Genomic DNA, 26016 nt, shown 5'->3' with positions numbered 1-26016 from the left:
ATTGAAATTAATCAGATTACAATTAATCATATGACTGAGCCCCTTGGCTATGACTTAGATAATCATTTACGGGTTGCCTTTAATCTTACTAATTCTGCAACTATACAGGACACAAAAAAAAGAATCGTAGTTAAAGCAGATAAAGAAATTTACGATTCAAACTGGCAAGTTTACAAAAATAACTTTTTTGATTTTGCGCTTAACTTGCAGCCGAGAACTCGTTACGAATTAACCATTTATGTTAAAAACGCTAACGATGAAAGTAGTAAGAGTAGTTTCTTTGAAACTGGTAAAATGGCGGAGCCGTTTACCGCTAGTTGGATTGGCAATAATGATAAAGATATTCAAAACACCTTGCTTGCCAAAAAATTCACACTGACAAAGCCGGTAAAAAGCGCTCGTCTCTACATGACTGGTTTGGGCGTATATGAAGCCTATTTAAATAATGAAAAGGTCGGCAATGAATTACTAGCCCCGGGCACTACCGCATACGATCAATTAATCCAAGTTCAAACTTACGACGTAACTAGACTGCTTCAAAAGTCAACTAATCAAGAATTATTAATTTCACTTGGGGATGGTTGGTATAAAGGTAACTTTGGTTTCGATGGTGGACAAGACAATATCTATGGTAATCGCCAAATGGCGATTGCCGAATTACATGTTCAATACACTGATAATTCAACGGAAATTATTTTAAGTGATGCTTCCTGGAAAACTACTTCAGGTAAAATCACTAAGTCGGCTATCTATTACGGTGAAGATTATGATGATACTCATGTAATAGCTAACTGGCAGCCAGTAACCGTGCTTAATCACTCTAAGGAAATTCTACACGATCGTTTAAGTTTACCTCTTACAATCAATGAGTATCTTCCCGTGAAAGAAATAATTAAGACGCCAGCTGGTGAAACTGTCTTAGATTTCGGCCAAAATCATGCCGGATGGCCAGAATTTTTTAACCGTGAAAATACTGGTACTACCTTTAAATTGGAAGTTGGTGAAATTCTGCAAAATGGTAATTTTTACCGTGATAATTTAAGGGAAGCCCGAGCAGCATTCCATTATACTTCCAATGGTGAACAAAAATGGGTGCGTCCCCACTTCACTTATTATGGCTACCGCTATGTCAAAGTTACTGGCAATACTAAACCACTAACTAAGGCAGATTTTAGATCAGCAGTAATCTATTCAAATATGAAAACTACCGGTGCCATTAAGACAGATAATCCAAAAGTTAACCGCTTGTTAGCTAACGTAATGTGGAGTCAAAAAAGTAATTTCTTTGACGTGCCAACAGATTGTCCGCAACGTGATGAACGTCTTGGGTGGTCTGGTGATGCAGCCATTTTTTCAAGTACAGCCGCTTTAAATATGGATACTTATGCCTTTTTCAAAAAATATGCTAAAGACATGTTAATTGAACAAAAACAGCACACTGGAATGCTTACCATGTATGCCCCAGCAATGGGTAATGACAGTGGCGGGGCCGCTATTTGGGGTGATGCTGCGACTGTCATTCCATGGACAGTTTATGAGGCATACGGAGATCCCGCAATCTTAAGGCAAAATTATCCTAGTATGAAGGCTTGGGTTGACTGGATTAGCCAATCTACCTCAACCCCAAATCTTTGGACAGGTTGCTTCCAATTTGGTGATTGGCTATCACTTGATGGTGAAAATCCAGCAATGCCTACTGGTAAAACTGATGAAGACTTCATTGCCTCCATTTACTATTACTACTCAAGTTCAATCGTTGCTGCCAGCGCAAAAGTCTTAGGTCAGCAAGAAGATGCCCACCAATATGCTGAACAAGCTAAAGCTATTAAACAAGCTATTAGAGCTGAATATATCACGCAAAATGGACGCCTAGCAATTGACACCCAAACGGCTTATGCATTGGCACTACGCTTTGATCTGATTCCCAAAGAGCAAAAAAAGCGCGTTGTAAAAGATTTAGTAACGCGCCTTGGTAAAGATAATAATCATCTAAAGACTGGTTTTGTTGGTACCCCGTTGATTTGTCAAGTATTGTCAGAAAACGGTGAGCATAAACTAGCCATGCAAATTTTTCTAAACGAAGATTTTCCAAGTTGGCTTTATGCCGTTAACCTTGGCGCTACTACCATCTGGGAACGTTGGAACTCCGTTTTACCTGAGGGTTCAATGAATCCTGAGGGAATGAATTCATTAAATCATTACTCAATCGGCGCAATCATGCAGTGGGTTTATCAACAAGTTCTTGGGCTCCATCAACAAGAAAATGGCTACCAAAAAGTTGAATTTGCACCACAATTTGATTATCGGCTTAAGCAGGTTCAAGGTCATTATGAAAGTTCATATGGTGATCTCCAAATTGAATATCAACTTGAAAAAGACGAAAAACATACAATTGAAATTAACTTGACTATTCCATTTGGACAAACAGTAACAGTGAAACTGCCTCGAACTAACGGACAAGTGCAAGTAAACGGTGTCAATAAAGAATTGCCACTAACTCTTAATGGCGAAAAATACACTATTAGCTACCAACCAGTAACTAGTTACATTGAATATTACAATTTGGCAATGCCAGTTAAGCAAATTATGACTGACCCAGAATTAGTGAAAAATTTAGCACCAATCAATAACGTATTTAATTTTTTGCAAGATCCTAAGAATCTGGAGACTTTTGGTGGTAGTTCTTTAACCGAGCTGAACGTAATGCTCCCATTTATCAATATTTCAGATAATGATTTTGCAAAAATCAAAGAAATCATGGTACAAACACCATTAGCAAGTGAAAGGAAGTTCTTAAATGAAAGGCATACTGTTTGATCTTGACGGCGTAATTGCCGATACAGCCGTTTATCACTTTCAGGCATGGCGCAAATTAATTAAAGATCACTTTAACTGCGAATTGCCTGCTGCCTTGGAAAAGCAAACCAAAGGAGTTAGTCGCAATGATTCTTTAACCGCGATTTTAAACTATCTTGATATTAAAGTTAGTGATGCGGATTTTCAAGAAATGACTAACGAAAAAAATAAAATCTTTCGCGAATTACTTGCCAGCTTAACACCGCAAAATATTCTGCCAGGGATATCTGATTTAATCACCCAATTTAAAGAACATGATGTCAAGCTTTCATTAGCCTCAGCCAGTCTTAATGGGCCTTATATTTTAGAAAAACTGCAATTAAATTCCGCTTTTGATGCAATTGCGTATCCAAGCAAAGTGGTGGCAGGAAAACCTGCCCCGGATATTTTCCTAGCTGCTGCATCTGCTATCAATGTCGAGCCCAAAGATTGTGTGGGAATTGAAGATTCGATCGCCGGTATTAAATCTATTAACCACGCTGGTGCTTTTTCAGTAGGTGTTGGCAATAAATCAGAATTAAATCAAGCCAAATTACTTTTTCCAAATACTTCTTATTTAAATTATCAGCAAATCGCTCAAGCTTGGCGAAATTTTAACCAAAATTCAAACTGAACCTACAACTTTTAACTTAAAACTTCAGTTTTTCAATTACTTTATAATTAAATAACAAAAATACTCCTAAGTTACAATCATAGTAACTTAGGAGTATTTTTCGTATAGGTTTGTATTTATTGATTCTATTCACCCAAATAGGCAAATACGACTTTTTCATCATAAAGATGAAATACTTTTTCAAAAACGAACCGACAAATAATCGCTACAAATGTCGGTATAATAAGCCAACAAATCATTGCCATGACCGTATTTATACTGGCTTTACCCGCATTCATTGAGGCAAGCGGACCGACCAGCCCAACCAAGCCAAAACCCGCTGATGCTGGAGTACCATTAATTTGAAATAGGGCAACTGGAATAGCAGAAATAATTGCAGTAATTAACGTCGGTACTAAAATAATTGGGTGTCTAAATAAATTGGGCATCATCATCTTCATTGCTCCTAGCGCAACCGCTATAGTAATACCTGATTTATTAGTGCGCCACGAATGAACTACTAAGACGATAGTTGTTGCAGCTACGCCCATGGCAGCAGCTCCTGCCGACATCCCATTGAGCTGAATTGCCATTCCAATTGCTACAGTTGAAATAGGAGAAATAATTAAAACTGAAAACATACAGGCAATCAAAATGCACATTAAAAGTGGTTGTAAATTTGTAAAGGAATTAATGACGGAACCAAGCCAAGTGGTGATTTTACTAACATAGGGCAAAATTAATAAGCCAAGCCAGCTTACACCACCGCCAATCAAAATTGGGGCAGCAACAATTTTTACAGAACCCATTCGCTCACCCACAAGTAACAGCAGGGCTACCGCTAGGCTAGCAGTAATCATTGTATTAATTAAATCACCTGTGCCAGCAGTAATTAGAGCTCCTGAAGCTTTGGTAGCAGGATTAACAATTTGCGGTACAAATTTAGTTACACCAGAACCAACATAGGCTGCGCCAGCAACAATAGCAACATCTAAAGGAGCCAGTTTAAACTGAATCGCAATTAAAGCACCAATTAAAAGTGGTGTTGTACATTGAAAAATCAACAATGCCTGATTAATTCCTATCGTAATTGTATTTTGCCCAAATAATTTTAAAATAGCGTTAACCACTGCATTAGGAATTAAACCAACAATAATTCCAGTTGCCGTTCCAGCTAAGACATTATTAAAAAAAGTTTTAGCAGATAAATTATTATTTTTGCTCATACTATTCATCTGAGCACTCCTTTGCATATAAATTATCTATCAAATTCACATCAACTGACAAACAAAGTTACTTTTAATTTTTCACGTTTTATTACTCCTTTAAAATTATTATTTAGTATTTTATCATGATAAATTAAAAAGTCTATAATATTATTAAAAAATATTTAATGAAAGCAATAATAATATCATATAAATACCCTCCAAGTTGAAAACTTGGAGGGTATCACTTTATATAAAATATTTTATTAATTTTCAGCGTTAAACCGTGCAGTTAAATCATCATGTAATTCTTCATAACCTGGCTTGTTTAATAAGCCAAACATGTTTCGCTTATATGCCTCAACCCCAGGTTGACTAAATGGGTTAATACCATTTAAATAACCTGAAATAGCAATTGCTAATTCAAAGAAATAAATAAGATAACCTAAAGTATGCTCGGTTTGATCTGCAATATTAACCGTCATCACCGGTACACCACCATCAGTGTGAGCTAAAACTACACCTTCATATGCTCGTTCATTAACATAATTCAAGCTCTTTCCCGCTAAAAAGTTTAGTTGATCTAAATTGTGCTCATCTGAAGGAATCGCAACGTCATTAGTTGGTTTTTCAACCCTAATTACTGTCTCAAATAAATTACGTAAGCCCTCTTGAATATATTGCCCAAGTGAGTGCAAATCAGTAGTAAAGTTGGCACTTGCTGGCCAAATTCCTTTATTATCTTTACCTTCCGATTCACCCATTAATTGCTTACACCACTCACTAAACATTCTTAAAGTTGGCTCATAATTCTCAACAATTTCTGTAGTATAACCTTTACGATATAAAATATTACGTAAAGCCGCATATTGGTAAGGACTGGCTTTAGTCAAGTCAGTATCTTGATAAGCACTTTTTGCATCAGCTGCGCCTTGCATTAATTGATCAATATCAGCACCTGAAACTGCAATTGGCAATAATCCAACAGCTGATAAAACACTAAAACGACCACCAATGTCATCTGGAACAACAAATTCCTCATAGCCTTCAGCATCAGCTTCTGTTTTTAGTGCACCTTTAGCACGATCAGTTGTAGCAAAAATTCGTTTAGTTGCTTCTTCTTTACCATACTTAGCAATTAACTTTTCTTTAAAAATTCTAAAGGCAACTGCAGGCTCAGTGGTAGTACCTGACTTAGAGATTACATTAATACTAAAGTCTTTGTCACCAAGCCAAGCAATTAAATCGTGTAAATATGAGCCTGAAAGTGAATTACCACAAAAAACCACAGTTGGGTATTTTTCTTTACCCTTACCGTAAAAAGCGCTATTTAAAAATTCAATCGCTGCTTGAGCGCCAAGGTATGAGCCACCAATACCTATGCAAATTAAAACTTCAGAGTTGTTTTGAATTCTTTGCGCCGCTTGCTTAATTCGATCAAATTCATCTTTATCGTAGTCAACTGGTAAATTAACCCAACCTAAAAAGTCGCTTCCTGCACCAGTGCCTTCTTGTAATTGCTTGTTAGCTGCATCGACCATCGCTTGCATTTCATTTAGTTCGTTGTCATGAACAAAAGGTGTTAACTTTGTACTGTCAAATTTAACTATACTCATATTAAATACGCTTCCCTTACTGATTTAAATATCTATTTCACAAGAATATTTTAGCAATCTTATTTTATAAATACCAGTTCTTTTTAATAGTTTTATAGTTTTGGTTAATTAGATAAATAACCAGTAAATCAAATACCCAATTGCTGCGCCACAACTATTGAAAAATACGTCATCAATATCACTAATACCTGTTCCAAGCAAAAATTGTAAGCTTTCGATAGCAATTGACAGAGTAATTCCTAATAAAAAAATTTGCCTAAAAGTTTGTTTTTTTCTAAATATAATCGGCGCTAAAAATCCAAATGGAATAAAACAAAATATATTTCCCAAAAAATTATAAATAAAATCAATATGACTTTTGGCATATATCAATTTCCATGTTTCGCGTAAAAAGATCAGATTAATATCACTCAGTGGTCGCCTAAAGTTGAATTTTATTTCCCAGGGAAAATAAGTCTTCCGAAATGTTGTTAACATTAATAATAAGATAATATAAAAGGCAAATAACCATATCGCAACTTCGACTTTTATTGATCTCAAGTTGCCAAACAACTTGAGCCATAATAAGCGGATGATAACAAAGAGCAAAAAATAAAAAATAGTCTTATCAAGTGCTACCATGGTAAGCTTAATCAGTGCAAAATGATTTATTTTCATTGCAAAATAATGAACTAATGTGCTGTATAACGGTCCTAAAAAAATCATGTCTCAGTCAATTCCTAAAATTATATCTAACTAGATTATACTCAAATTAAACCAAATAATTCTTAAAAAAGAACTTAACAATGCAGAAAAGATTGTCTAAAAGGGGAGAAACTTTTAAAATAACTAATTAAGGAGAATTAAATTTGAAAAAAAATTATTTAATCAATTTTATCCAGAAGCGTACAGGCTTTTTTTGCTTATTAATCATTTTATATACCCTAAAATATATCTTTGCCATTTATCATGACTTTAATTTGGGACTTGCTGACCCTTATCAACACTTCATCATGTGGCTCAGTCCAATCGGTACTGCAATTATTTTAATTAATATTGGTTTTTACTTTTCTAAACCAATTATGTCTTATTGCATGATGCTTCTAATGGATTTTGCTAATACTGGCTTGCTTTTTGCCAATATTTTAAACTATCGCCAGTTTTCAGATTTTATTACCGTCAAAACTATCATTAATTCTGGAAAAGTTGCCCCAGGTTTAGGAAAAAGTGCAGTAGCACTACTGGAACCAACAGATTTACTACTCTGGTTAGACTTAATTATAGTTATTCTTTTACTAGTAATGCGTAAAATTAAAATTGACCAAAAGTCCTACGACTTGCTCACACCTTTTACCATTACTAGTTTAGGCGCGTTAATCTTAGTCCTAAATATCTTCTTGGCAGAATCATCACGTCCTCGTCTTCTAAGAACCACTTTTGATCGTTCTTACATTGTTAAATATTTAGGAATTGATACCTTCACCGTTTATGATGGCATTAAAAATGAGCAAACTGAACAAGTTAATCGTAACGCAAATACTTCTGACTTAAATAAAATAATTTCTTTTACTAAAAAAAATCAATTGCCTAAAAGCAGTCTATATTTTGGCAAAGAAAAAAATAAAAATGTGATTGTAATTCACCTAGAAAGTTTTCAACAATTTTTAATTGATTTAAAAATTAATGGCAAAGAAGTCACGCCCTTTCTTAATTCAATTTATCATAATCGGCATACGCTTAGTTTTAATAATTTTTATCATCAGGTTGGAATTGGTCGAACTAGTGATGCAGAAAATATGTTGGAAACAAGCACTTATGGTATTTCTGATGGTTCCCTATTCACAGCATTAGGTAGTTCAAATACATTCCAAGCTGCACCTCAAATTTTACGGCAAAATGGCAAATATACATCTGCTGTTTTTCACGGTAATGTTGGCTCATTTTGGAACCGTGATGATGTATACAAAAACATGGGCTATAACTACTTTTTCGATCAAAATTATTTTAGTCATGAAAAAAATGACCATATTGGTTATGGTATTAAAGATAAAGTCATGTTTGCTGAAAGCATAAAGTATCTTGAACGAATGCAGCAGCCCTTTTATACAAAATTCATTACAGTAACCAACCACACACCTTTTGAAATGGATGATGAAGATTTAGATCCTGCTTTTAAAACTGCCCAAACTAATGATAAATCAATTAATAATTATTTTGAAACTGCTCATTATCTGGACCAGGCTGTACGTGAATTTTTTAATTATCTTAAAAAATCAGGTTTAATCAATAAAACAATGGTCGTAATCTACGGCGATCACTATGGTCTTACCAATTCTGAAAATGAAGTTCTTGCCCCAATAATTGGCGAAAGTTCTGATACTTGGAATAATTATAATAATGTGCAAATGCAACGAGTACCGTTTATGATTCATGCAACAAATTTAAAAGGAGGCATACACAACAAAGTGGCTGGTGAAATTGATGTACTACCTACTTTGCTTCATTTATTAGGTATTTCGAATCATGATTACCTTCAATTTGGTAGCGACCTCCTAGCACCAGGTTATAAGCCATGGATTGTATTTCGCAACGGTACAATTATTAGCCAAAAATATATTATTTTAGGTGGTAAAGGAATTAAAGGACCTGTTTATGAACGAGCAACTGGGAAGCAAATAATTAATTTTACTAATCAAGAAAAATCAGAAATTGCACTGCTAACTAAAAAAAGTAAAAATTCATTGAAATACTCTGATTTACTAAACAACCATAACCTATTGCGTTTTTATACTCCTAATGGATTTAAGCCAGTTGAAGTTAATAATTTTAACTACCTAACTAATTTCCAACAAATGGAGGGGCTACTTGAAATACTAGGAACTAAATCTACTGCCCTAATTACTAAAAAGCACAAAACTACTACTAATTTGTATGAAACAGATGCTCCTGAACTTAAAGAGCGACAAGCAGAAATTTCACAGGTGCCAGAATCTGTAAGTGGCAATCATCTAACCGAGAAAAATAGTAAATCAAATAAAGACTATAAAAAGTAATTATTACTTAATACTTCTTAAACAAGTTAATTGCAACAAAATAAAAAACTGTTAATTACGTTTTAATATCTTCTGAAACTAAATAGATTCAGAACTTAGGATTATTTAAACGTCAATTAGCAGTTTTTTGCTTCAATTTTTCAAATAATTTTTGCAATCATTTAATTGTAATATATTGTTCATATCCTTTATCAAAAATAGTGACTGTAAAGCATGTCCCCTCGTGCGGCTTAGACTTAACACTTATTTTCCCACCGTGTTGTTTAATCAATGATAAAACAATCGACAAACCAAGTCCTGACTCACCAATTCCTAGGCGAGCGCGGGAAGGATCAGCTTTAAAGAAACGCTCAAAAATGTACTTCATCTGCTCATCGTTCATTCCAATTCCATTATCTTTAACAATTATCTGCGTTGCATGCTGAATACGGTACCCTTTAATCAAAATTTTGCCCTGATGGGTAAATTGAATTGCATTTTGGACTAAATTCATCATTATCTGTCGAAATCTATCTTGATCAGCAAAAATTGGTAAATCCGTGGGAACCATAATTTTGATTTCATCTTTTTCTTTTTCAACATTTTGTTTTAATTCATCAGCAACTTCTTGCAAAAGTGGCTGAGCATTAAAGTTTACTTTGGCTAAACTAATTTGATTATTTCTAATTTTTTCGAAATCCAAATTTTCATTAACTAGACGTATCAAGCGTTCAGTTTCACGACGCATGAGCGCAATTGATTTAGATCGTGATTGTTCAGGAATCGCATTATACTGTAAACCTTCTAAAATACCATTAATCGTCGTAAGCGGTGTTCGCATTTCGTGAGCTGCATCCGCCATAAATTGATCACGTCGTTTTTCTTGGTTTTTAATTTCTTCGTTAGACTTCCTAAGTGTTCTAACCATTTGATTAAAATTAGCAGCTAATTGATCGATCTCATCGTTACCATAATAATTAAGCTGAACATCAAAATTTCCAGACGCTACTTTTTTGGTTGCCGTCGATAATCGCTTAATTTTACTGGTTGAATAATAAGAAAACACTAGACTTAATAACAGACCCACACACAGTGCAATGACAAGTGCATTAATTAAATTATGTTTAGCCATCACAATTGGCTGTTCCACACTCTTTATTTTACTTCCAATCCAAATTGCACCAATCATTTTTCCCTTGTTCATCCAAGGCTTAAGAATACCAGTGTAGGCGTTCTTAGTATTACCAACATAAGTATGGGAATCATTATTATTTTTGATATAAATTTCTTGACCTTGTTTAAGAATGGCACAGACATCTTCTGCCAGATGCAAATTTTTCCTTTTTTCTGGATATATCTGCTCTCCACGCGCATTAAAAACACGTAAATTAAGGTCATCATTATGTAAAACAAACTGTAACTGATCCAAAAATCCAGAATTAAGTATTAGTGTACCATCTGTTTTATCAGTTACAGCTAATGAGCCCAACGATGACGCATAATCTTCCATTCGTTGATAATTTTGAACATAGGATTGATTAGATACGTAATTTATTTCAGAATAACCAATAATGGAAACTATAGTCAAAATAATTAACAAAAAACTAAGCATATGTTGATATAGCAACTTCATAGCTAAACCTGTGAATCATCAAATTTGTAGCCAACACCCCAGACAGTCTGAATGACATTAGCCCCAACTTTTTCTAATTTTTGGCGCAATTTTTTAATATGAGCATCAACTGTCCGCTCTTCACCAAAATAATCATAACCCCAAACTAGTTCCAGCAACTGACCACGTGCAAAAACTTGCTTAGGCTTTTGTGCCATTGTAAAAAGTAACGAAAATTCTTTAGGCGTAATATTAACCACAGCTTGACCATCAAATAAAACCTCACGCCTACTTTTTGAAATTTTCATGTGTGTTGTCTCAACATCAAATGCCTGCGAAACCTGAGTCGATTTATTAAGTTTAGGATTATCTTCAATCTTTATCCTACGCAACAATGCCTTTATTCGTGCAATCAAAGCCAACGGACTAAAGGGCTTTGAGACATAATCATCTGCACCAACACCAAGACCTAAAATTTGATCTTCCTCACTATTTCTAGCAGTCAACATAATAATTGGTACACGTGTTGAAACCGCACGAATTTCTTTGGCAACTTGAATACCGTCTTTCTTTGGCAAATTTAAATCCAAAGTAATTAAATCATACTTATTTGGATCTTGATTAAACTTGTTAACGGCTTGCTCACCGTCAAAGGCAACATCAACTTCCCAACCTTCTTTTTCAAAAAACATGCACATCATTTCCGAAAGTGACTTATCGTCTTCAACCATTAAAATTTTCAGTTTCATTCTACTTTTTGAATCCTTTAGTTTTCTTACTTTTTACTTGATCAGGATCTATATAATCTGAAGGTAATTTATGACGCTTAAGTAAAAAGCTTTTTACACTCTTCTCCGTTAAAATAATTGAAAATAACGGAAAAAAATAAAAGGTAAGTAACCAAATAAAAAAGTACCTATCCAAATTTAAAAAATGTATTCCCAGACCGAACATGGTTTGTGCTACACCAAATATAATAAAAAACATACTGGCTTTTTTTTGAGCAAAACGAAAACTAGCTTTATTGACTCGTGACAAGTATGAAAAATAACCATAAAAAGGGTTAGGTCGTTTTGCTGGAGAAATTAACCAAAGTATACCTATAACTAGTGTAATTGAGCCGCATGCGACATAAATCATACTTTTGTCCTCTCTTTGTTAAGAATTAAATTTCTTTTCCAGGAGCAGAAAGCACCATTTTCATTTTACCGGCAAAAGTAAATGAAGCTGTTTTATTGGGAATAATTAAATTGCTACCCATAGATAAATCATACTTTTTATCATCTAGTACAAGCTGTCCTGTTCCCGCGATAACTGTTACTAATAAATAAGGATGGCCTTTAAGATTACTTGTCCAACTTCCATTTAAATTTATTTGCCATAAATAAAAATATGGTGAAACCGGTGGTGCAACTAAAGTTTTAATTTCTGCATCTTGATCATTAGCGACTTTAATATCAAGTTTAGGATTAATATGAGGTACTGTTGTAACATCAATTGACTTTTGCGTATGTAGTTCCCGCTTTTTACCTGATTTTTGGTCAATACGATCATAATCATATAAGCGGTAAGTCACATCGCTTGATTGTTGTGTTTCAATTACCATAATTCCTTTGGTTAAGGCATGAATCGTTCCCGAAGGTACATAGAAAAAATCGCCTGCTTTAACTGGGACTTTGCACAGGAGCTGGTCCCAATTTTCATTATGAATCATATCCGCAAGCTCTGCACGTGTCTTAGCAGTATGACCATAAATCAAATAAGCACCTGGATCAGCTTGAAGAACATACCAACTTTCTGTTTTACCACTATCCCCCTCAACTTTCCTGGCATAGTCATTATTAGGGTGGACTTGTACCGATAAATTATCATTTGCATCTAAAAATTTGACCAAAAGGGGAAATTCCTTATTCTGTGGATTTCCAAAAAGGTCAGGATGCTCATGATACACAGCACGTAAACTTTGCCCCTTAAACTTACCATTAATTACAGTCGAAGCGTTATTTTTATAACCTGATATAACCCAAGCTTCGCCAACTTTGCCGTTAGGAATGTCATAATCAAAAATTGTCTCTAATTTCCGTCCACCCCAAATTTTGGGTCTAAAATATGGATTTAAAAAAATTGGTTCCATCTATAATCACCTCTTACTTTAAGTGTAAACTTTTATTCCAAAAATTTAAAACCATTATTTATAATTTAAAAATTAAAAATAAATAACAGTTTACATGTATACTGTTTATAACCATTAATAGTTGGCGGAAAGATATTTTAGTAAAAACTTTAAAAGATTATTTTTAAAAAATCTACTTTAAAGCTTACAAGTCACTTTATTTATTCCACTTTATTACTTATTAATCCTTAATTATCAGTGTTTCTTGTTTATATACTTTTCTTATTTCTTTATCTAAAATATCATAGTCTGTATCTAATTTATTAATATGTTGGCTGATTTCTTCTAGATGTTTCTTATTTTTGACATCAAGTTTTTCTGTTGCTTTTTTTGGTATTTTAAACTCAATAAATTCAATCAATAATAAATCATTTACTTTAAAATTTAGTAATTCTTTATTAATATCCTTTAAATCAATTTTATTTTCAAAATCTGTTATATAAAAAATGTTATTTGCCTTTTGTACAAAAAAATCTAAATCTGTCACTATTTTTTTGATTTTATCAAACTCTAATTTAGCATAACTTGTTCTCTTGGTATTTATCACTGCTTGAATTTTTGCACTTTTGAATTCTTGATTTACTATATCGGAATAATCAATTAAAGAAAATAATCTTTTCATCCGATCCAGTTTAATGGCATTGTCTAAGTCATTTTGTTTACTTTGCTCTAACTGTAATTTTAGATTTTCAGATTGCTCTTTACTACTAACTTGTGTGTTAATGTACGCAAAGGCAATTGTAATTATGCTGCCAAGATATGAACCCCAAAAACTGAGCCAATCTGTCCTTTGCTTAGAGTTACCAATAATTAAAAATAAAATGCCTGGGATTGTTATAAAAGTACATAAAGCTAATATTAACCATTTATTTTTTTGATAAAATTTTTTCACTTTATTCACCTCAAAGCAATCATACAAAAAACTGATTCTGATAGCCAGCTTGGTAGTTGTAAATAAAAAATAAATTTTTATTTACCTGCGTGCGAAATGATAGTATCGTAATAACCTGCACACATTTATTAAAATATATAAAATCGTATTTTGATTTCTGCTACTGGAATTTCTATTTTAGACAGTTGACTCATGCAAAAAGCTGCATTGGTACAAGATAGGCAAAGCAAAGAGTCAACTATTGATATTCCTGTAGCAATTCGCAAGTAGAAAGGTTCAGCCAGCGAATGCTTGGCCTAAATTAATGAAGTATGACTATCATTCAGGACAAACACCCTTTAAGAATTTGTTATCAAACTGGTTGCTTAAAACCTTTGTATATTACATACAAAAGACCTATTCCTTGACCTTAAGGTTAACAAAAACCCGACAAATTGTTAGCGTTCGTGATGAAATTTAAAAAGTCAGTGAACATTGGGTGAATTTGCACACAGAAAAAGCTTGTAACATAAATAGTTACAAGCTTTTTAAAATGGAGGTGAGGAGAATTGAACTCCTGTCCAAACGCATCCTGTCACTAACATCTACGATTATAGTTATATTATTTGAACTTCACTAGTCCAAAACGCCATATAACAGGGCTAGAATGGGCTAGCTAATCTGCAATGACTCTTCTTAACTATTCAGATGAGGTAGTTAAACGTAACTCACTAAGTTGATACTTGATACCAGACGTGAGTAATCCGATAAAAAGCAACACATGTGCCTAAATTAGGCAGCTAATGCGTATGAATTTTCTTTATTTGCAGTTATAAAACTGTGACGTTTTTACGTAGACGTGACCTACGAACCGCAGTTAATGCAAATCTACGCCTGTCGAATCCCAAAACACCCCCGCTTTAGGATACCATTATTATAGCATACATCTTATTAACTGCTAATAGTTAGATCTATTTAGATAAAACAAATTTATTGAATGCTTGCTCAATGCCGTTTTCATCATTTGATCCTGTCACATAGTCTGCATATTCTTTAGCTGCTGCTGATCCATTAGCCATTACTACCGAAATACCTGCAAAATTAAACATTGGTATATCATTGCGTTCATCACCAATTGCCATAATTTCATTTGCAGAAATATTTAATTTCTTTGATAAAATTTTTAAAGCATTACCTTTATTAACATCTTGATGCATTACTTCTAAAAAATTATCGGCAGCCCGAACAACATAATTTTTTTGCCCAAATTTTTTAATTATTTCTTTTTCTACTTGGTCTAATTTGTCTTTTTCATCAGCAAACACTGCTTTAATAACCTGAGCAGTTTCACCTAATTCCGTCGGTGTCCTAATTAAAAGACCAGCTCGATTTTCCCAAGCTTGAACAACTGTAACCCAACTAACATTGTGATTACTCGTAATAATTTGACTATCAGCATCAACAATATTATATGCAATATCGTGTTTATTAGAATATCGATCAATTTCTTTATAGGTTGAAAATTCTAATCCAGATTCGGCTAATTTTCTCCCAGTAACTGATTCGATTACAGCCCCGTTAAAGGTAATAACATATTGATTATCTGTAGTAATTCCTAATTCAGCTAAAAAGTGCTTAACACCAGCTAATGGTCTACCTGAACAAAGAACAACTTTAACTTGTTGACTAATTGCGCGCTTAATAACTGTTTTAGTTGATTCAAGTAGTACTCCATGGCTATTCAACAATGTATCGTCAACGTCAATTGCTACTAGTCTTATCATTTTCCCTATACTTTCTTCATTAAAAATAGTTCTTGACTGCTTTTCTTAATCAGCCTTATTCTTTTTATCATGGTCATATTTATATTAAATTATTATTGTTAATTACCATACCGACATAATTATATCATTCATAAACCAATCGTTTTTTATAAATATATTATTATCTATGTATATATCAAAATAAAAAGCCATTAAAAATTATTAACGACCTTTATTATATATTAAATTGTTAAAAATTGCTTGTTTAATAATTATTTCAGCTAATTCGAATAATTATTACATAGCTATGCAACAATATACAGCAACATCAATTACTATCAGTATTATCCCCTATTTTTGCTATTAAATATCGGGTTATCGCCGCTTTTAACTCACCATGTTTTTGAGAATTATATTGATACTTCTTCTCAGTCCAATACTTCGTATTATATAGCCAAACTGGTTTAGTACGTTTAACTGGATCTTCAAATTTATATCTTGGAAAAACATGTGCATGTAAAAATTTATCAGTATTACCTAAAATATCATAATTAATTCGATCGGCATGACAAACGTCTAAAACGGCATCTCCTAATATGCTCATATCCCGTAAAAACATTGTTCTTTCCACAATGTTTAATTCATTTAAAGATGCAACATTCTTTTTTGGTAACAGTACACAATAACCAGGTAAAAATTGGGTATCACCGAAAGTAGCATAACCACCCTCTAATTCGACCATAACCATTGGATTAGTTCCATTTATTGCTGCCGCAATTCGATCTTTTTGCCAATTATCCATATAAAAATTCCATATTTATATAATAAATTGTACCTAATTCAAATGGGCTAAACGAACAACATCACGTTCAATCATTAATTCTTCATCAGTTGGAATAATTAGCGCTTTTATCTTTGAATCAGGTTTTGAAATAAACTTCTCACCATTTGATTTGTTTGCTTCATAATCAGGATCTAAACCCATAAATTCAAATGACTGCATTACTTTTTCTCTAACTCCAGCATCGTGTTCACCTACTCCAGCGGTAAAGATAATTGCGTCAACACCTTCCATTTCAGTAATATATGAACCAACATATTGTCTAACTCTATTAACAAAAATATCACGAGCTAACTTTGCTTTATCATCTGAATCATTTTCTAGGTCACGCATGTCAGAAGAAATTTCAGAAATTCCTAATAACCCTGATTTGTCATTTAAAATATCAATCATCTGATTAATATCCAGATTTTCCTTATTCATTATGTATTGTAAAACTGATGCATCAACATCACCTGAACGTGTCCCCATAGTAACTCCTGCAAGTGGGGTAAAGCCCATTGAAGTATCATATGACTTGCCATTTTTCACAGCAGTCACAGAGGCACCTGACCCTAAATGACAAACAATTAACTTTAAATCCACACGATCTTTATTTAACATTTCTGCAGCGCGACCAACAATATATCTTACTGACGTACCATGAGCACCATATTTACGTACGCCATATTTTTCATAATACTTATAAGGAAGTGAATACATATAATGAACTGAATCTAATGTTTGATGGAACGACGTATCAAATACGCCAACTTCTGGGACATTAGGAAGCAATTTCATGAAGGCTTCTATTCCTTTTCCTTCAGCAACATTGTGCAGGGGTGCATATTCTTTTAAATCATAGATTTTTTGTAATTTTTCTTGATCAATTATGGCTGAATCAGGAAAATCTTCCCCACCTGCAACAATTCGATGACCTACACCGACAATCTCGTCTAGATCAGTAACAACTTGATATTTCTTTAATGCTGCCAGTAACAAGTTAACTGCAGACTCTTGATCTGGAATAGAGACTTCATCAGTATGCTTTTCGCCATTTGGTAATTTAATTTCAAAAGAAGAGCCCTCAATGCCAACTCTATCAGCAATTCCTTCCGCCAATACTTGTTCTTCGGGAAGGGCAAATAACTTATACTTGAATGAAGAACTACCTGAGTTAATTGCTAAAACTTTTTTCATAAATGAGATTCCTCCACTACACATACTTTTGACTTTTTCACAAATTAATGAATATTTTTAGTATACCACTCATTTAGGTTAACATTAAGCTTTATTAAGTCTTCTTCCTTTTTTAATGAGTCCAATTTTGTAAGCAAAACTTCACTATTTTGAACATTATTACCATGATTTTGAAACACTAAAATCGATTTTTGATTTGTCTTATTTTGGAATACACTATCTGGCAACTCAATAATTGCTCTTAAAAAGACCTTATCTGATAGCCATGGCATAAAGTCACTGCCACCTTTGCCAGTAAGGATTGCTTTAGGAACCACGAGGAAAGCATAGCCACCAGCTTTTAAATTTTTAATAATTTGTTCAATAAATAAAAGATGAGCAAACGAATGACCCTTTTCCGCTTTAGTTGCAAAATTATTAGCATTCTCGTCAATTGGATAATACCCTATTGGCAAATCCGCTACAACAACATCTGGATTGGTAAATAACCATGGCGTTAAAGCATCTTGACAGTATAATTCGATGTCAAGCCTATTTAAATGGGCACCAATATCAGCAAAGCTAAGCATTTCTTCATCATTGTCGATTCCCAGTAAGTGATAGTTCATCTTAGAATGATTTGCATGCTTTAACTGATTAATTACCGAAAACAACAAATTTCCTGTTCCAATTGCTGGATCAGCAATTGTTATTTTTTTGTCAGGTAGCAATTTTTGCATAAGCATTGCTACTATTGTTGCAACTATTGGTGGTGTCGGCATTTGATTAATCTCTAAAGCATCTTCGTTTACTGCCTTGAGTATTAAATAAGTATATACTTGTACCTTTAATTGTTGTGACAATTTATCATAATTTAACTTTTTATACTTTTGACTTAATTTTATAACAGTCGCTTTATCCGGAGCGCCAAGTTCAACCTTAATTTGATTATTTTCAAGATTATCAAAGGTTTCAGTCAAAGCTTCACCAAAAGATACATTTAATGCTTTTTGTAAGTATTCTACACAATTCAAAAAATTTTCAAATAACTCTTCAATATTATTCATCACTTATTCCCCTTATCTTTTATCCATTTTAATAGAATTAAGGCAACAAGCGCAAGTAAATCAATTATTTACCAAGTATTCAATTAATAATAAATCATTTTGCATGCTATCATGATATATATCCTGATAAAAGCGAATAAAAAGTAAACAGGTTGCTAAGACAAAAACACTACTGAGCAGAGTACTGGCTTTTACTTTCATTTTTTTATCTCCCTCTTTCTTTTATTTTTGATTTAGCATCTAATTTAAAATATATTTCTGTACTACGATTATCTTTTTCTGTAATGCTTATTTTAATATGATTATTCGTGGTAACAAAATTAGCTTTTTTAACTTCAAGTAAAAGTGGCATATGACCACCATCTGGAGTAGTGACACGTACCATATTTTTATAAAAATTCAATTTATATATCTTTGATTTATTATCACGATCAACCTTTACTATCCCAGCTTGCTTAGAAGTCGATATTTCTGGAAAAGGATATGCTAGTTCCGTATCATCATCATGTAAAAAACGATTGAATTGAACATAAGCAAAAACCACATCATCAGTTTTATGGTCAGCCTTGTCAGAAAGCATGATAGTTTTTAATAAGTTTTGTAAAATCAAGACTATTAAAAGTGTGATTATGACAGCAAACATGGCCTCAGCTAATACAAAGCCTTTATTTTTTGACAAGATAAGTTTCTTGACTTGTCTTATCATATACACTACTAGCACCTCGCAATTCATAAACTCGATCATGAACTTTAACTTCCTTTAGATCGAGTTTTTTTAAAATATGCCAGGCATAGGCTCGATCAGTTTTTAACTCCATCCTTTGTTCTATGCTTCGACCTTCCCCTATAACTAACGCCATTAATGATACACCAGCAATGGCAATAGCTAAGGCGGTTATACCCTCAGCCATTAAAAAACCTTTTAGCTTATTAAGTATCATCGATTGGTCGCCCCCAAGTCATTTGTAACTTAATTTTTCTAATATTTTTATGATTTGTAATCGTTATTGTGTGAGCTGGTAGCGAGCCATTGGGTGATATTTGCAATAAAGGTAAATTATATATTTCTATATCATTAGCAACCTTTAGTTCTCGGTAATATTTTTTACCAATTAAAATGAGACTTTTGGATACTGGATAATATCTAATAATAATGGCTTGATGCCGAATAGCCGAGATCCGTGCCGCTTGTTCAATCGAGCTTTTAACTTCCTTAGTTGTATTATCTAAAATCAATCTTTGATTATAGGTTTTGAGCTGAACTACTCCTAATAAAGTTAAGGTAAGAGTTATAGTCAAAGTAATAATTATTTCAACAATAGTAAAAGCAGGTAAGCTATTTCTAATTCGAATTCTTTTCAACCACACCATTAGATACCACATAATTTTTAGCTTTATCAAGTTGCTTCTTGGTCAAATAGCCATCGTCAAACATATTTTTAAAATTTATTTCTTTACCATTACGATCTTTATCATCTTCATAAAGATTAACTTGTGTTTGTAAAGTAGTTTTAAAAGCATCATCAGTTCTTTCACTGGCACTTTCTTTTTGCTTAGTTAAATTAGGAGCAATTATAATTAATAGCATCACAATAATTGCAATGACTACTACCATTTCAATTAAAGTAAAGCCTTGAGGCTTCTCAGCCTTAGTAATAATAGCTAAAAGATGTTTTTTAATTCTGTTTTTCATTACAATTCACCTCAAATATTTTGCATCATTGCATACATTGGCAACAATAGTTTTAAATACATCCCAATAATACATAATCCAATTAGAATAAAGCAGAATGGTTGGACATTAACAATCAATTTCTCAATACCACTTGTTAAATCTGAAAATAAAGTACGTCCCAATAAAAGGCAACGTTGGCTCAAATCTGCTTTTTTTGATCCTACCCGCAATAACAATAATAATTCATCGGGTAAGAAATATTCCTGGACAATTATGTCCGCTAGTTTTTTACCAGAATCGAGCTGACTAGCTATTTTCTCACCTATAAACTGCTGAAGCGAGCCTTGCTCTTGATTTTCAGCATACTCACATATTTTTTGTAAAGAAAACCCACTTGCCAACAGAAGTCCTACATCGTAAATTAATAAATATTTTACATAGAGTTTAACTAACGAACCAATGACTGGGTAATGAGCTAATTTATATAAAGAATGGTAATCTTGCTTTTTTAATAACATTAAGACTCGTATCAGATAATAAACAAAGCCCAAGCTTAAGAATAATAGCCCTAACAGCATGAGATCACCTATGTGTTCATCAGAATTAGCAAACTGGTTTGAAACGAAAGTTTGCATAAAAAATAACAATAAAATCATCATTACTACTAATACAAAAGGATAAGACAATTCCGTCTTCAGTTTCTTTTCTTGTTCACATTTTAAGCGATTTAGTGTAGCTAACTGCGACAAGCATTCTACTAAACTGCCTTGTTCTAAAGCAAGATCAATTTGCGTTACTACTGTTTTTGAAAAACCAAGTTCCAGCATTAAATTACTTAATTTATTTCCTGCTTGAACTCTCTGATATAACTTATCAATTAAGTTCTTACGACTTGGCCATAAAATTGGCATTAATTCTAAGCTAGCATTTAATGAAAAACCATTAGCTAAACTATGATGTAAGTAATCAAGAAAATTTAATCGTTGCTCTTGTGTCAACTTATCCTTTCTTAAATTGTTCAAATACTTGCGCACTAATTTCACCCTTTTCTTTTAATTCACTTAGATTTTCATACCAGCTAATATATTCTTTACGCTTTTTACAAGTAAGCTGTTCTTGTAAGAATTCCCCACTAGCAATATCCATTAAACAAGATAAGTGATCCTTAGTCGGTAAGAGGCGCTGATAACAAACTGCTGTTATGCAATTATAAAGTTCATTAATATTGACATGTAGACTTTCAAGTCGCAGAATCGTTTGCAAAGTACTTTTAGCATGCACAGTTGCAAATACCAAATGTCCACTTAAAGCAGCATCAATCGCCAAGCGAGCAGTTTTTTCATTTCTTATCTCCCCAATAATTAAAATATCTGGGCGATGTCTTAACGCGGCTTCTAATAAACTTGAATATGTGATTTCAGCATTTAAATTAACCTGTGTTTGCAAAAAACTAGCTTCATGAATTTCGACAGGATCCTCTATTGTCATTACCATTTGCTTTTGCCCTACATATTTAGCCAATTTATACATTGTCGTAGTCTTACCTGAACCTGTGGGACCACTTGTAACTATTAAGCCGCGTTGATGTGTCAGCATTTTTAAATGTTCAATTTGATTTGGAAAAAAATAATTACTATGATCAATTTGATAAATAATTCTAATAACCAAAGATTCATAATCGTTAAAATCTCCAATGCTTGATAAGCGCAAAAAATAATTTTCTCCTTGATAAGGATATTCGAATGCTCCTACCTGTGGTCGCCTATGTTCTGCAATATCCATTTGAGCTATAAATTTTAAATAATTAATAATCTCCATCCCTTCGTTAACCGTAAAATCAGCCTGGCTAGTAATTCCATCAGTAGTACGCAAGTTGACAACTAACTTTGTCCTACGCACCAAAAAAAATAGGTCACTAGCATGAGCTATAATTGCTGCTTCAATTAATGAGTTAACCACTTGCTTGATTTGCATAAAAACCTCCTTTTTTGTGTCAATATTAAATACGCAAAAAAGAAAAAATTGTTTGCCGAGATTATAATTTTTTAGCAGTGTATAAAATTGCTTAACCATATTCAAAAAATAATAAAAACGCAAATCACAGTAAGCTATGATTTGCGTTCTTATTAAGATTTAATTTTTAAATTTCATTTACTTTATTTATAGTAGGCAAAATGATAAAACCAGCATAATCAAGACACCACTAATCATTGGTACAGCTGTACGACGGATAATTTGACCTGGTTCTAAATGTGTTGCTCCAGCCACAATTAAAATTACCGCAGCTACTGGTGAAACTGCCCGCAACAAATTACCAGCCAACTGTAGTGGTACTGCCAATTGCTGGGGCTCAATTCCGGCTGACTTGGCTAATGGAACAATCAGCGGAATAAGGGCAAAGGTAAGAGCTAGCCCACTACCACTTAATAGGACAATTATTGCGGTCAAGATTACCATTATTAATGGCAATAAAATTCCAGCACCATGAATATTAGTCATTAACTTTTGAATCATGGTCATAATTCCTACAGCATTTAACCCCTGTACATAAGTTTGAGCGGCAATTAACAAAACAACAATCCCCATGGCATTACCCATTCCCTTAATAAAGGCATTGGTATCGTTTAAAACTTGCTTGGTATCCTTTTTATTAATTAACTCAATTATAATCGCCACAATCCAACTAATAATAGTCACCGATTGCACGTTCATCGTTAAATTTCGACCTTGAGTAACATTAAAAATAAAATCTATTATTAAAATAATAATTGGCAATAAAGGCAGTAGCCCGTAAATAAAGTGAACAAACTTACTGCCGACCACTTGGGTTTGTTGTTTATCATCATTTTTTAAACCATATTGAGCTAATTCTGCTTGATAACTAAGACCTTGACCATCTTTTTTATCCTCATGTTTTTGCCAAAAATAATGGACAATTGCCATTAACAATAAGGTTGGAATTGAAATTAAAGCATGATAACTAAATACGTATTGCGTTACTGACATTTTTAAAGCTGCAGCAATTGCGACATTATCAGAGCCAAGTGGAGTGGGAATAATCGTTGCAGTAGTAGCAATTACAGCTGCAGCAGTTAATCGACTCATTCCAGTTGTCCGCAAAACTGGATATAGTGTCGCCAATAAGATAATTGCCAAGTTAGCAGCACTTGGAACTACCAAAGAGAGAATATTTCCCATTAGAAAAACAATTGGAACTAATAAGTATACTGATTTAATTCCTTTCATTGTCGAAGTTAAACCGCCAATGGTTACATTATTAGCTCCAATACAAGTCATATATGAACTATATCCAGCCAGTAGCAAAATAACAAATCCTGCTTGCGACAAAGTCGTTGTAAATTGATCAATAATCACTTGAATTGGCTGTAACAATTGATTGGCAACTGGCTGTAATAGGCTAATCTTATTCCCCATAAAGACGCCACAGTACAATAAAACTAACCCAAGTGCAAATAATACAATTTTGATATCCATTTTTTTAGATAACATGTAAACTAAAACTATTACTGACAATAGCGTCAAAATAATTGCAAAAAGCTGATTCATTTTATCTCTCCTTAGCAAGCCTTTTTTAGAGCATTTATAAACCACTCAATAAATTGGTCAACATCTACCTTAGTACCAATCAAAGCATTATTAGATTGTTGTAACTTATTATTAAAGTCCATTAAAGACGCGCCATAAGTAAATCCTGCTTGCGTCACTATTTCAACATGAGTTGCTACAAATTCAAACATATCTGGTTGTAGCAACATTGCAACTGCTAGCGCATCATAAATTTTTAATCCGGTCGCAAAACTACCTCCACGATAACGTTTAAATAAGCTATAAAACATTGCACCAACTTTACCTAGATTTTTGATTTTTTCACTAATTTCTGGTTGGATTTTTGCTTGCATCCCCAATTCTAACGGCGCCACACGAATTTTTAATCCACTTTCAAAAACAATTTTAGCTGCTTCGGGATCACTGGCAATATTAAATTCTGAAAAAACACCATAATTACCTCGACCAATACTACATCCCATAATTATTATTTCTTCAATTTGGTTAAAATCTTCAGGATAAAGACGGAGATATAAAGCAATATCAGTTAAAGGAGCTATTCCTACAAGTGTTACTTTATTTTTCGTTGCAGTCACAACTTCGTGAAATGCTACTGGGGCTATTTTATTTTCAAGAATAAGATCCCGATTAGGCTCAGGAAAGTCATAACCATCCATGCCCGATTTTCCATGAACTGCTACTGCATCAATTGGGTGCTTAATTAGTGCACGACTACAGCCTGGTACAACTGGAATTTCTTTTTTAAATAATGTTTCAAGCTTCAAAACATTATTTAAAGTTTGATCAACTCCAACATTTCCTGCAGCTGCAGCAATCAATTTAACATCCAATTGTTTGCTAAACAATAAAATTGCAATTGCCACAGCATCATCAATGCCAGGATCTGTACTCAAAATTATAGGTTTCTTCATTCAATAGCCTCCTTAGCCTTATAACTCATATTGTGAGCTTTTTATTAAAAAAACATCAATTTTCAACAATTGATATTTACGAATTATACCATGTATATTACGAATTATATTATAAAAATTTAAATAATTTACTTTTTTTCAAGCAAAAAGCGAACTATTATGTATATAAACGCAAAAATAAATCGTTTATACCTCGAATTAAGGTAATTTAAACAAAAAGACCTTGAGCAAATAATTGCTCAAGGTCTTTCTAACTTACTTAATTAATCCTATTCTTCACTAGCTGCTGTATAAACGTTCTGCACGTCATCATCATCTTCTAAAGCTTCAACCAGATTATCAAATTGTTCCTTCTTATCTTCTGGCACGGGAGTTGTATTTTCTGGAATCATAGTTAATTCAGCATCAGCCAGCTTATAACCTGCCTTTTCCAGAGCATCCCTAACTTGGGCAAACTGCTTAGCATCAGTATAGATTTCGTAAGCTTCAGCACTAGTTTGTAAATCTTCACCACCAGCATCCATAACATCAAGTAACATCTGATCTTCATCAGCATCAGTAGTTGTGCGATCAATTACAATATAACCCTTACGGTTAAACATGTAGGCAACTGAACCTGTTGCACCAAGTGAACCACCATTACGCGTGAAAGCTACTCTTACACTAGAAGCTGTCCTATTCTTGTTATCAGTTAAAGCTTCAACAAAAACAGCAACACCACCTGGCGCATAACCTTCATAGGTAATTTCATCATAGTGCTCATCTGAATTACCTTCAGCCTTTTTAAGTGCGCGGTCAATATTGGTCTTAGGCATATTATTTGCATGTGCCTTATCCATTACCATCCGCAAATTAGGATTTCCGGAAGGGTCAGGACCACCATTCTTTGCAGCCATATATATTTCACGAGATAATTTTTGAAAAATCTTACCTCTTTTTGCGTCTTGCGCATTCTTGCGGCCTTGAATATTGTGCCATTTTGAATGTCCTGACATGAGAATCCTTCTTTCTTTTTCATCATATTTAACGATATAATCTTACCGCATAGACTAATAAAATTCAATACCAGCAATTGAT

Annotated in this window: 25 protein-coding genes and 1 other RNA gene; 3 read left to right on the top strand and 23 right to left on the bottom strand. The window is 33.4% G+C overall.

What is annotated here, in order from left to right:
• A complete protein-coding gene (locus tag F5ESL0230_RS03050) occupies nucleotides 1–2817 on the top strand; it encodes an alpha-L-rhamnosidase (RefSeq protein ID WP_122022035.1) in 2817 nt (938 codons plus the stop codon).
• A complete protein-coding gene (gene pgmB, locus F5ESL0230_RS03045) occupies nucleotides 2798–3469 on the top strand; it encodes a beta-phosphoglucomutase (protein WP_122021532.1) in 672 nt (223 codons plus the stop codon). The genes F5ESL0230_RS03050 and pgmB overlap by 20 nt, the downstream gene beginning before the upstream one ends.
• A gap of 125 nt (nucleotides 3470–3594) precedes the next feature.
• Here the strand turns inward: pgmB and F5ESL0230_RS03040 are convergent, their stop codons facing one another.
• From F5ESL0230_RS03040 to F5ESL0230_RS03030, 3 genes are all read right to left on the bottom strand, one after another.
• A complete protein-coding gene (locus F5ESL0230_RS03040) occupies nucleotides 3595–4674 on the bottom strand; it encodes a PTS sugar transporter subunit IIC (protein ID WP_122022034.1) in 1080 nt (359 codons plus the stop codon).
• Between the two features lie 245 nt (nucleotides 4675–4919).
• Entirely contained in the window at nucleotides 4920–6269 is a 1350-nt protein-coding gene (locus F5ESL0230_RS03035) for a glucose-6-phosphate isomerase (protein WP_122021531.1), read from the bottom strand.
• A gap of 108 nt (nucleotides 6270–6377) precedes the next feature.
• Nucleotides 6378–6974 (bottom strand): VanZ family protein, encoded by a 597-nt coding sequence (locus tag F5ESL0230_RS03030; protein WP_122021530.1) that lies wholly within the window; start codon nucleotides 6972–6974, stop codon nucleotides 6378–6380.
• Nucleotides 6975–7117: 143 nt separating this feature from the next.
• Here F5ESL0230_RS03030 and F5ESL0230_RS03025 point away from each other — a divergent pair, with 143 nt between their 5' ends.
• Complete coding sequence (locus F5ESL0230_RS03025) at nucleotides 7118–9301, top strand: LTA synthase family protein (RefSeq protein ID WP_122021529.1); 2184 nt, start codon at nucleotides 7118–7120, stop codon at nucleotides 9299–9301.
• Nucleotides 9302–9458: 157 nt separating this feature from the next.
• Here the strand turns inward: F5ESL0230_RS03025 and F5ESL0230_RS03020 are convergent, their stop codons facing one another.
• The 20 genes from F5ESL0230_RS03020 to F5ESL0230_RS02930 form a co-directional block, all read right to left on the bottom strand.
• Entirely contained in the window at nucleotides 9459–10913 is a 1455-nt protein-coding gene (locus tag F5ESL0230_RS03020) for a HAMP domain-containing sensor histidine kinase (RefSeq protein WP_122021528.1), read from the bottom strand.
• Nucleotides 10914–10915: 2 nt separating this feature from the next.
• Nucleotides 10916–11641, bottom strand: a complete 726-nt coding sequence (locus F5ESL0230_RS03015) for a response regulator transcription factor (RefSeq protein WP_199688756.1) — start codon at nucleotides 11639–11641, stop codon at nucleotides 10916–10918.
• 1 nt (nucleotide 11642) lies between these two features.
• Entirely contained in the window at nucleotides 11643–12032 is a 390-nt protein-coding gene (locus F5ESL0230_RS03010) for an SdpI family protein (protein WP_122021527.1), read from the bottom strand.
• Nucleotides 12033–12057: 25 nt separating this feature from the next.
• Entirely contained in the window at nucleotides 12058–13026 is a 969-nt protein-coding gene (locus tag F5ESL0230_RS03005; RefSeq protein WP_122021526.1) for a type I phosphomannose isomerase catalytic subunit, read from the bottom strand.
• A 220-nt stretch (nucleotides 13027–13246) separates the two neighbouring features.
• Nucleotides 13247–13957 (bottom strand): hypothetical protein, encoded by a 711-nt coding sequence (locus tag F5ESL0230_RS03000; protein ID WP_122021525.1) that lies wholly within the window; start codon nucleotides 13955–13957, stop codon nucleotides 13247–13249.
• 530 nt (nucleotides 13958–14487) lie between these two features.
• Nucleotides 14488–14853: a transfer-messenger RNA gene (ssrA, locus tag F5ESL0230_RS02995) on the bottom strand.
• Between the two features lie 54 nt (nucleotides 14854–14907).
• Nucleotides 14908–15720 (bottom strand): Cof-type HAD-IIB family hydrolase, encoded by an 813-nt coding sequence (locus F5ESL0230_RS02990; RefSeq protein ID WP_122021524.1) that lies wholly within the window; start codon nucleotides 15718–15720, stop codon nucleotides 14908–14910.
• A gap of 307 nt (nucleotides 15721–16027) precedes the next feature.
• A complete protein-coding gene (locus F5ESL0230_RS02985) occupies nucleotides 16028–16501 on the bottom strand; it encodes an HIT family protein (protein ID WP_122021523.1) in 474 nt (157 codons plus the stop codon).
• Nucleotides 16502–16534: 33 nt separating this feature from the next.
• Nucleotides 16535–17719 carry an acetate/propionate family kinase gene (locus F5ESL0230_RS02980; RefSeq protein ID WP_122021522.1) on the bottom strand — a complete coding sequence of 395 codons (1185 nt, stop codon included), beginning with the start codon at nucleotides 17717–17719 and terminating at the stop codon, nucleotides 16535–16537.
• 44 nt (nucleotides 17720–17763) lie between these two features.
• A complete protein-coding gene (locus F5ESL0230_RS02975) occupies nucleotides 17764–18765 on the bottom strand; it encodes a class I SAM-dependent methyltransferase (RefSeq protein ID WP_122021521.1) in 1002 nt (333 codons plus the stop codon).
• Nucleotides 18766–18825: 60 nt separating this feature from the next.
• The gene (locus F5ESL0230_RS08475) at nucleotides 18826–18966 is read right to left on the bottom strand and encodes a hypothetical protein (protein WP_199692495.1); all 141 of its coding nucleotides are present in this window, start codon (nucleotides 18964–18966) and stop codon (nucleotides 18826–18828) included.
• A 4-nt stretch (nucleotides 18967–18970) separates the two neighbouring features.
• Nucleotides 18971–19471 carry a ComGF family competence protein gene (locus F5ESL0230_RS02970; protein WP_233551640.1) on the bottom strand — a complete coding sequence of 167 codons (501 nt, stop codon included), beginning with the start codon at nucleotides 19469–19471 and terminating at the stop codon, nucleotides 18971–18973.
• On the bottom strand, nucleotides 19431–19676 hold the full coding sequence (locus F5ESL0230_RS02965; RefSeq protein WP_147440866.1) for a hypothetical protein: 246 nt from the start codon (nucleotides 19674–19676) through the stop codon (nucleotides 19431–19433). The genes F5ESL0230_RS02970 and F5ESL0230_RS02965 overlap by 41 nt, the downstream gene beginning before the upstream one ends.
• A gap of 19 nt (nucleotides 19677–19695) precedes the next feature.
• A complete protein-coding gene (locus tag F5ESL0230_RS02960; protein WP_122021519.1) occupies nucleotides 19696–20136 on the bottom strand; it encodes a hypothetical protein in 441 nt (146 codons plus the stop codon).
• Entirely contained in the window at nucleotides 20108–20458 is a 351-nt protein-coding gene (gene comGC, locus F5ESL0230_RS02955) for a competence type IV pilus major pilin ComGC (protein ID WP_122021518.1), read from the bottom strand. Before comGC ends, F5ESL0230_RS02960 begins: the two co-directional genes overlap by 29 nt.
• Before the next feature lie 11 nt (nucleotides 20459–20469).
• Nucleotides 20470–21474, bottom strand: a complete 1005-nt coding sequence (locus F5ESL0230_RS02950) for a type II secretion system F family protein (RefSeq protein WP_122021517.1) — start codon at nucleotides 21472–21474, stop codon at nucleotides 20470–20472.
• Complete coding sequence (gene comGA / locus F5ESL0230_RS02945) at nucleotides 21440–22414, bottom strand: competence type IV pilus ATPase ComGA (RefSeq protein ID WP_122021516.1); 975 nt, start codon at nucleotides 22412–22414, stop codon at nucleotides 21440–21442. Before comGA ends, F5ESL0230_RS02950 begins: the two co-directional genes overlap by 35 nt.
• Before the next feature lie 186 nt (nucleotides 22415–22600).
• A complete protein-coding gene (gene dcuC, locus F5ESL0230_RS02940) occupies nucleotides 22601–24007 on the bottom strand; it encodes a C4-dicarboxylate transporter DcuC (protein ID WP_122021515.1) in 1407 nt (468 codons plus the stop codon).
• 11 nt (nucleotides 24008–24018) lie between these two features.
• The gene (locus tag F5ESL0230_RS02935) at nucleotides 24019–24939 is read right to left on the bottom strand and encodes a nucleoside hydrolase (protein ID WP_122021514.1); all 921 of its coding nucleotides are present in this window, start codon (nucleotides 24937–24939) and stop codon (nucleotides 24019–24021) included.
• A 269-nt stretch (nucleotides 24940–25208) separates the two neighbouring features.
• Complete coding sequence (locus tag F5ESL0230_RS02930; protein WP_090093156.1) at nucleotides 25209–25934, bottom strand: YebC/PmpR family DNA-binding transcriptional regulator; 726 nt, start codon at nucleotides 25932–25934, stop codon at nucleotides 25209–25211.
• Nucleotides 25935–26016 lie beyond the last annotated feature (82 nt).

This window comes from Lactobacillus sp. ESL0230, assembly GCF_003692805.1.
Lineage (GTDB): Bacteria > Bacillota > Bacilli > Lactobacillales > Lactobacillaceae > Lactobacillus > Lactobacillus bombicola.
This window is presented reverse-complemented; position numbering and strand designations above follow the sequence as displayed.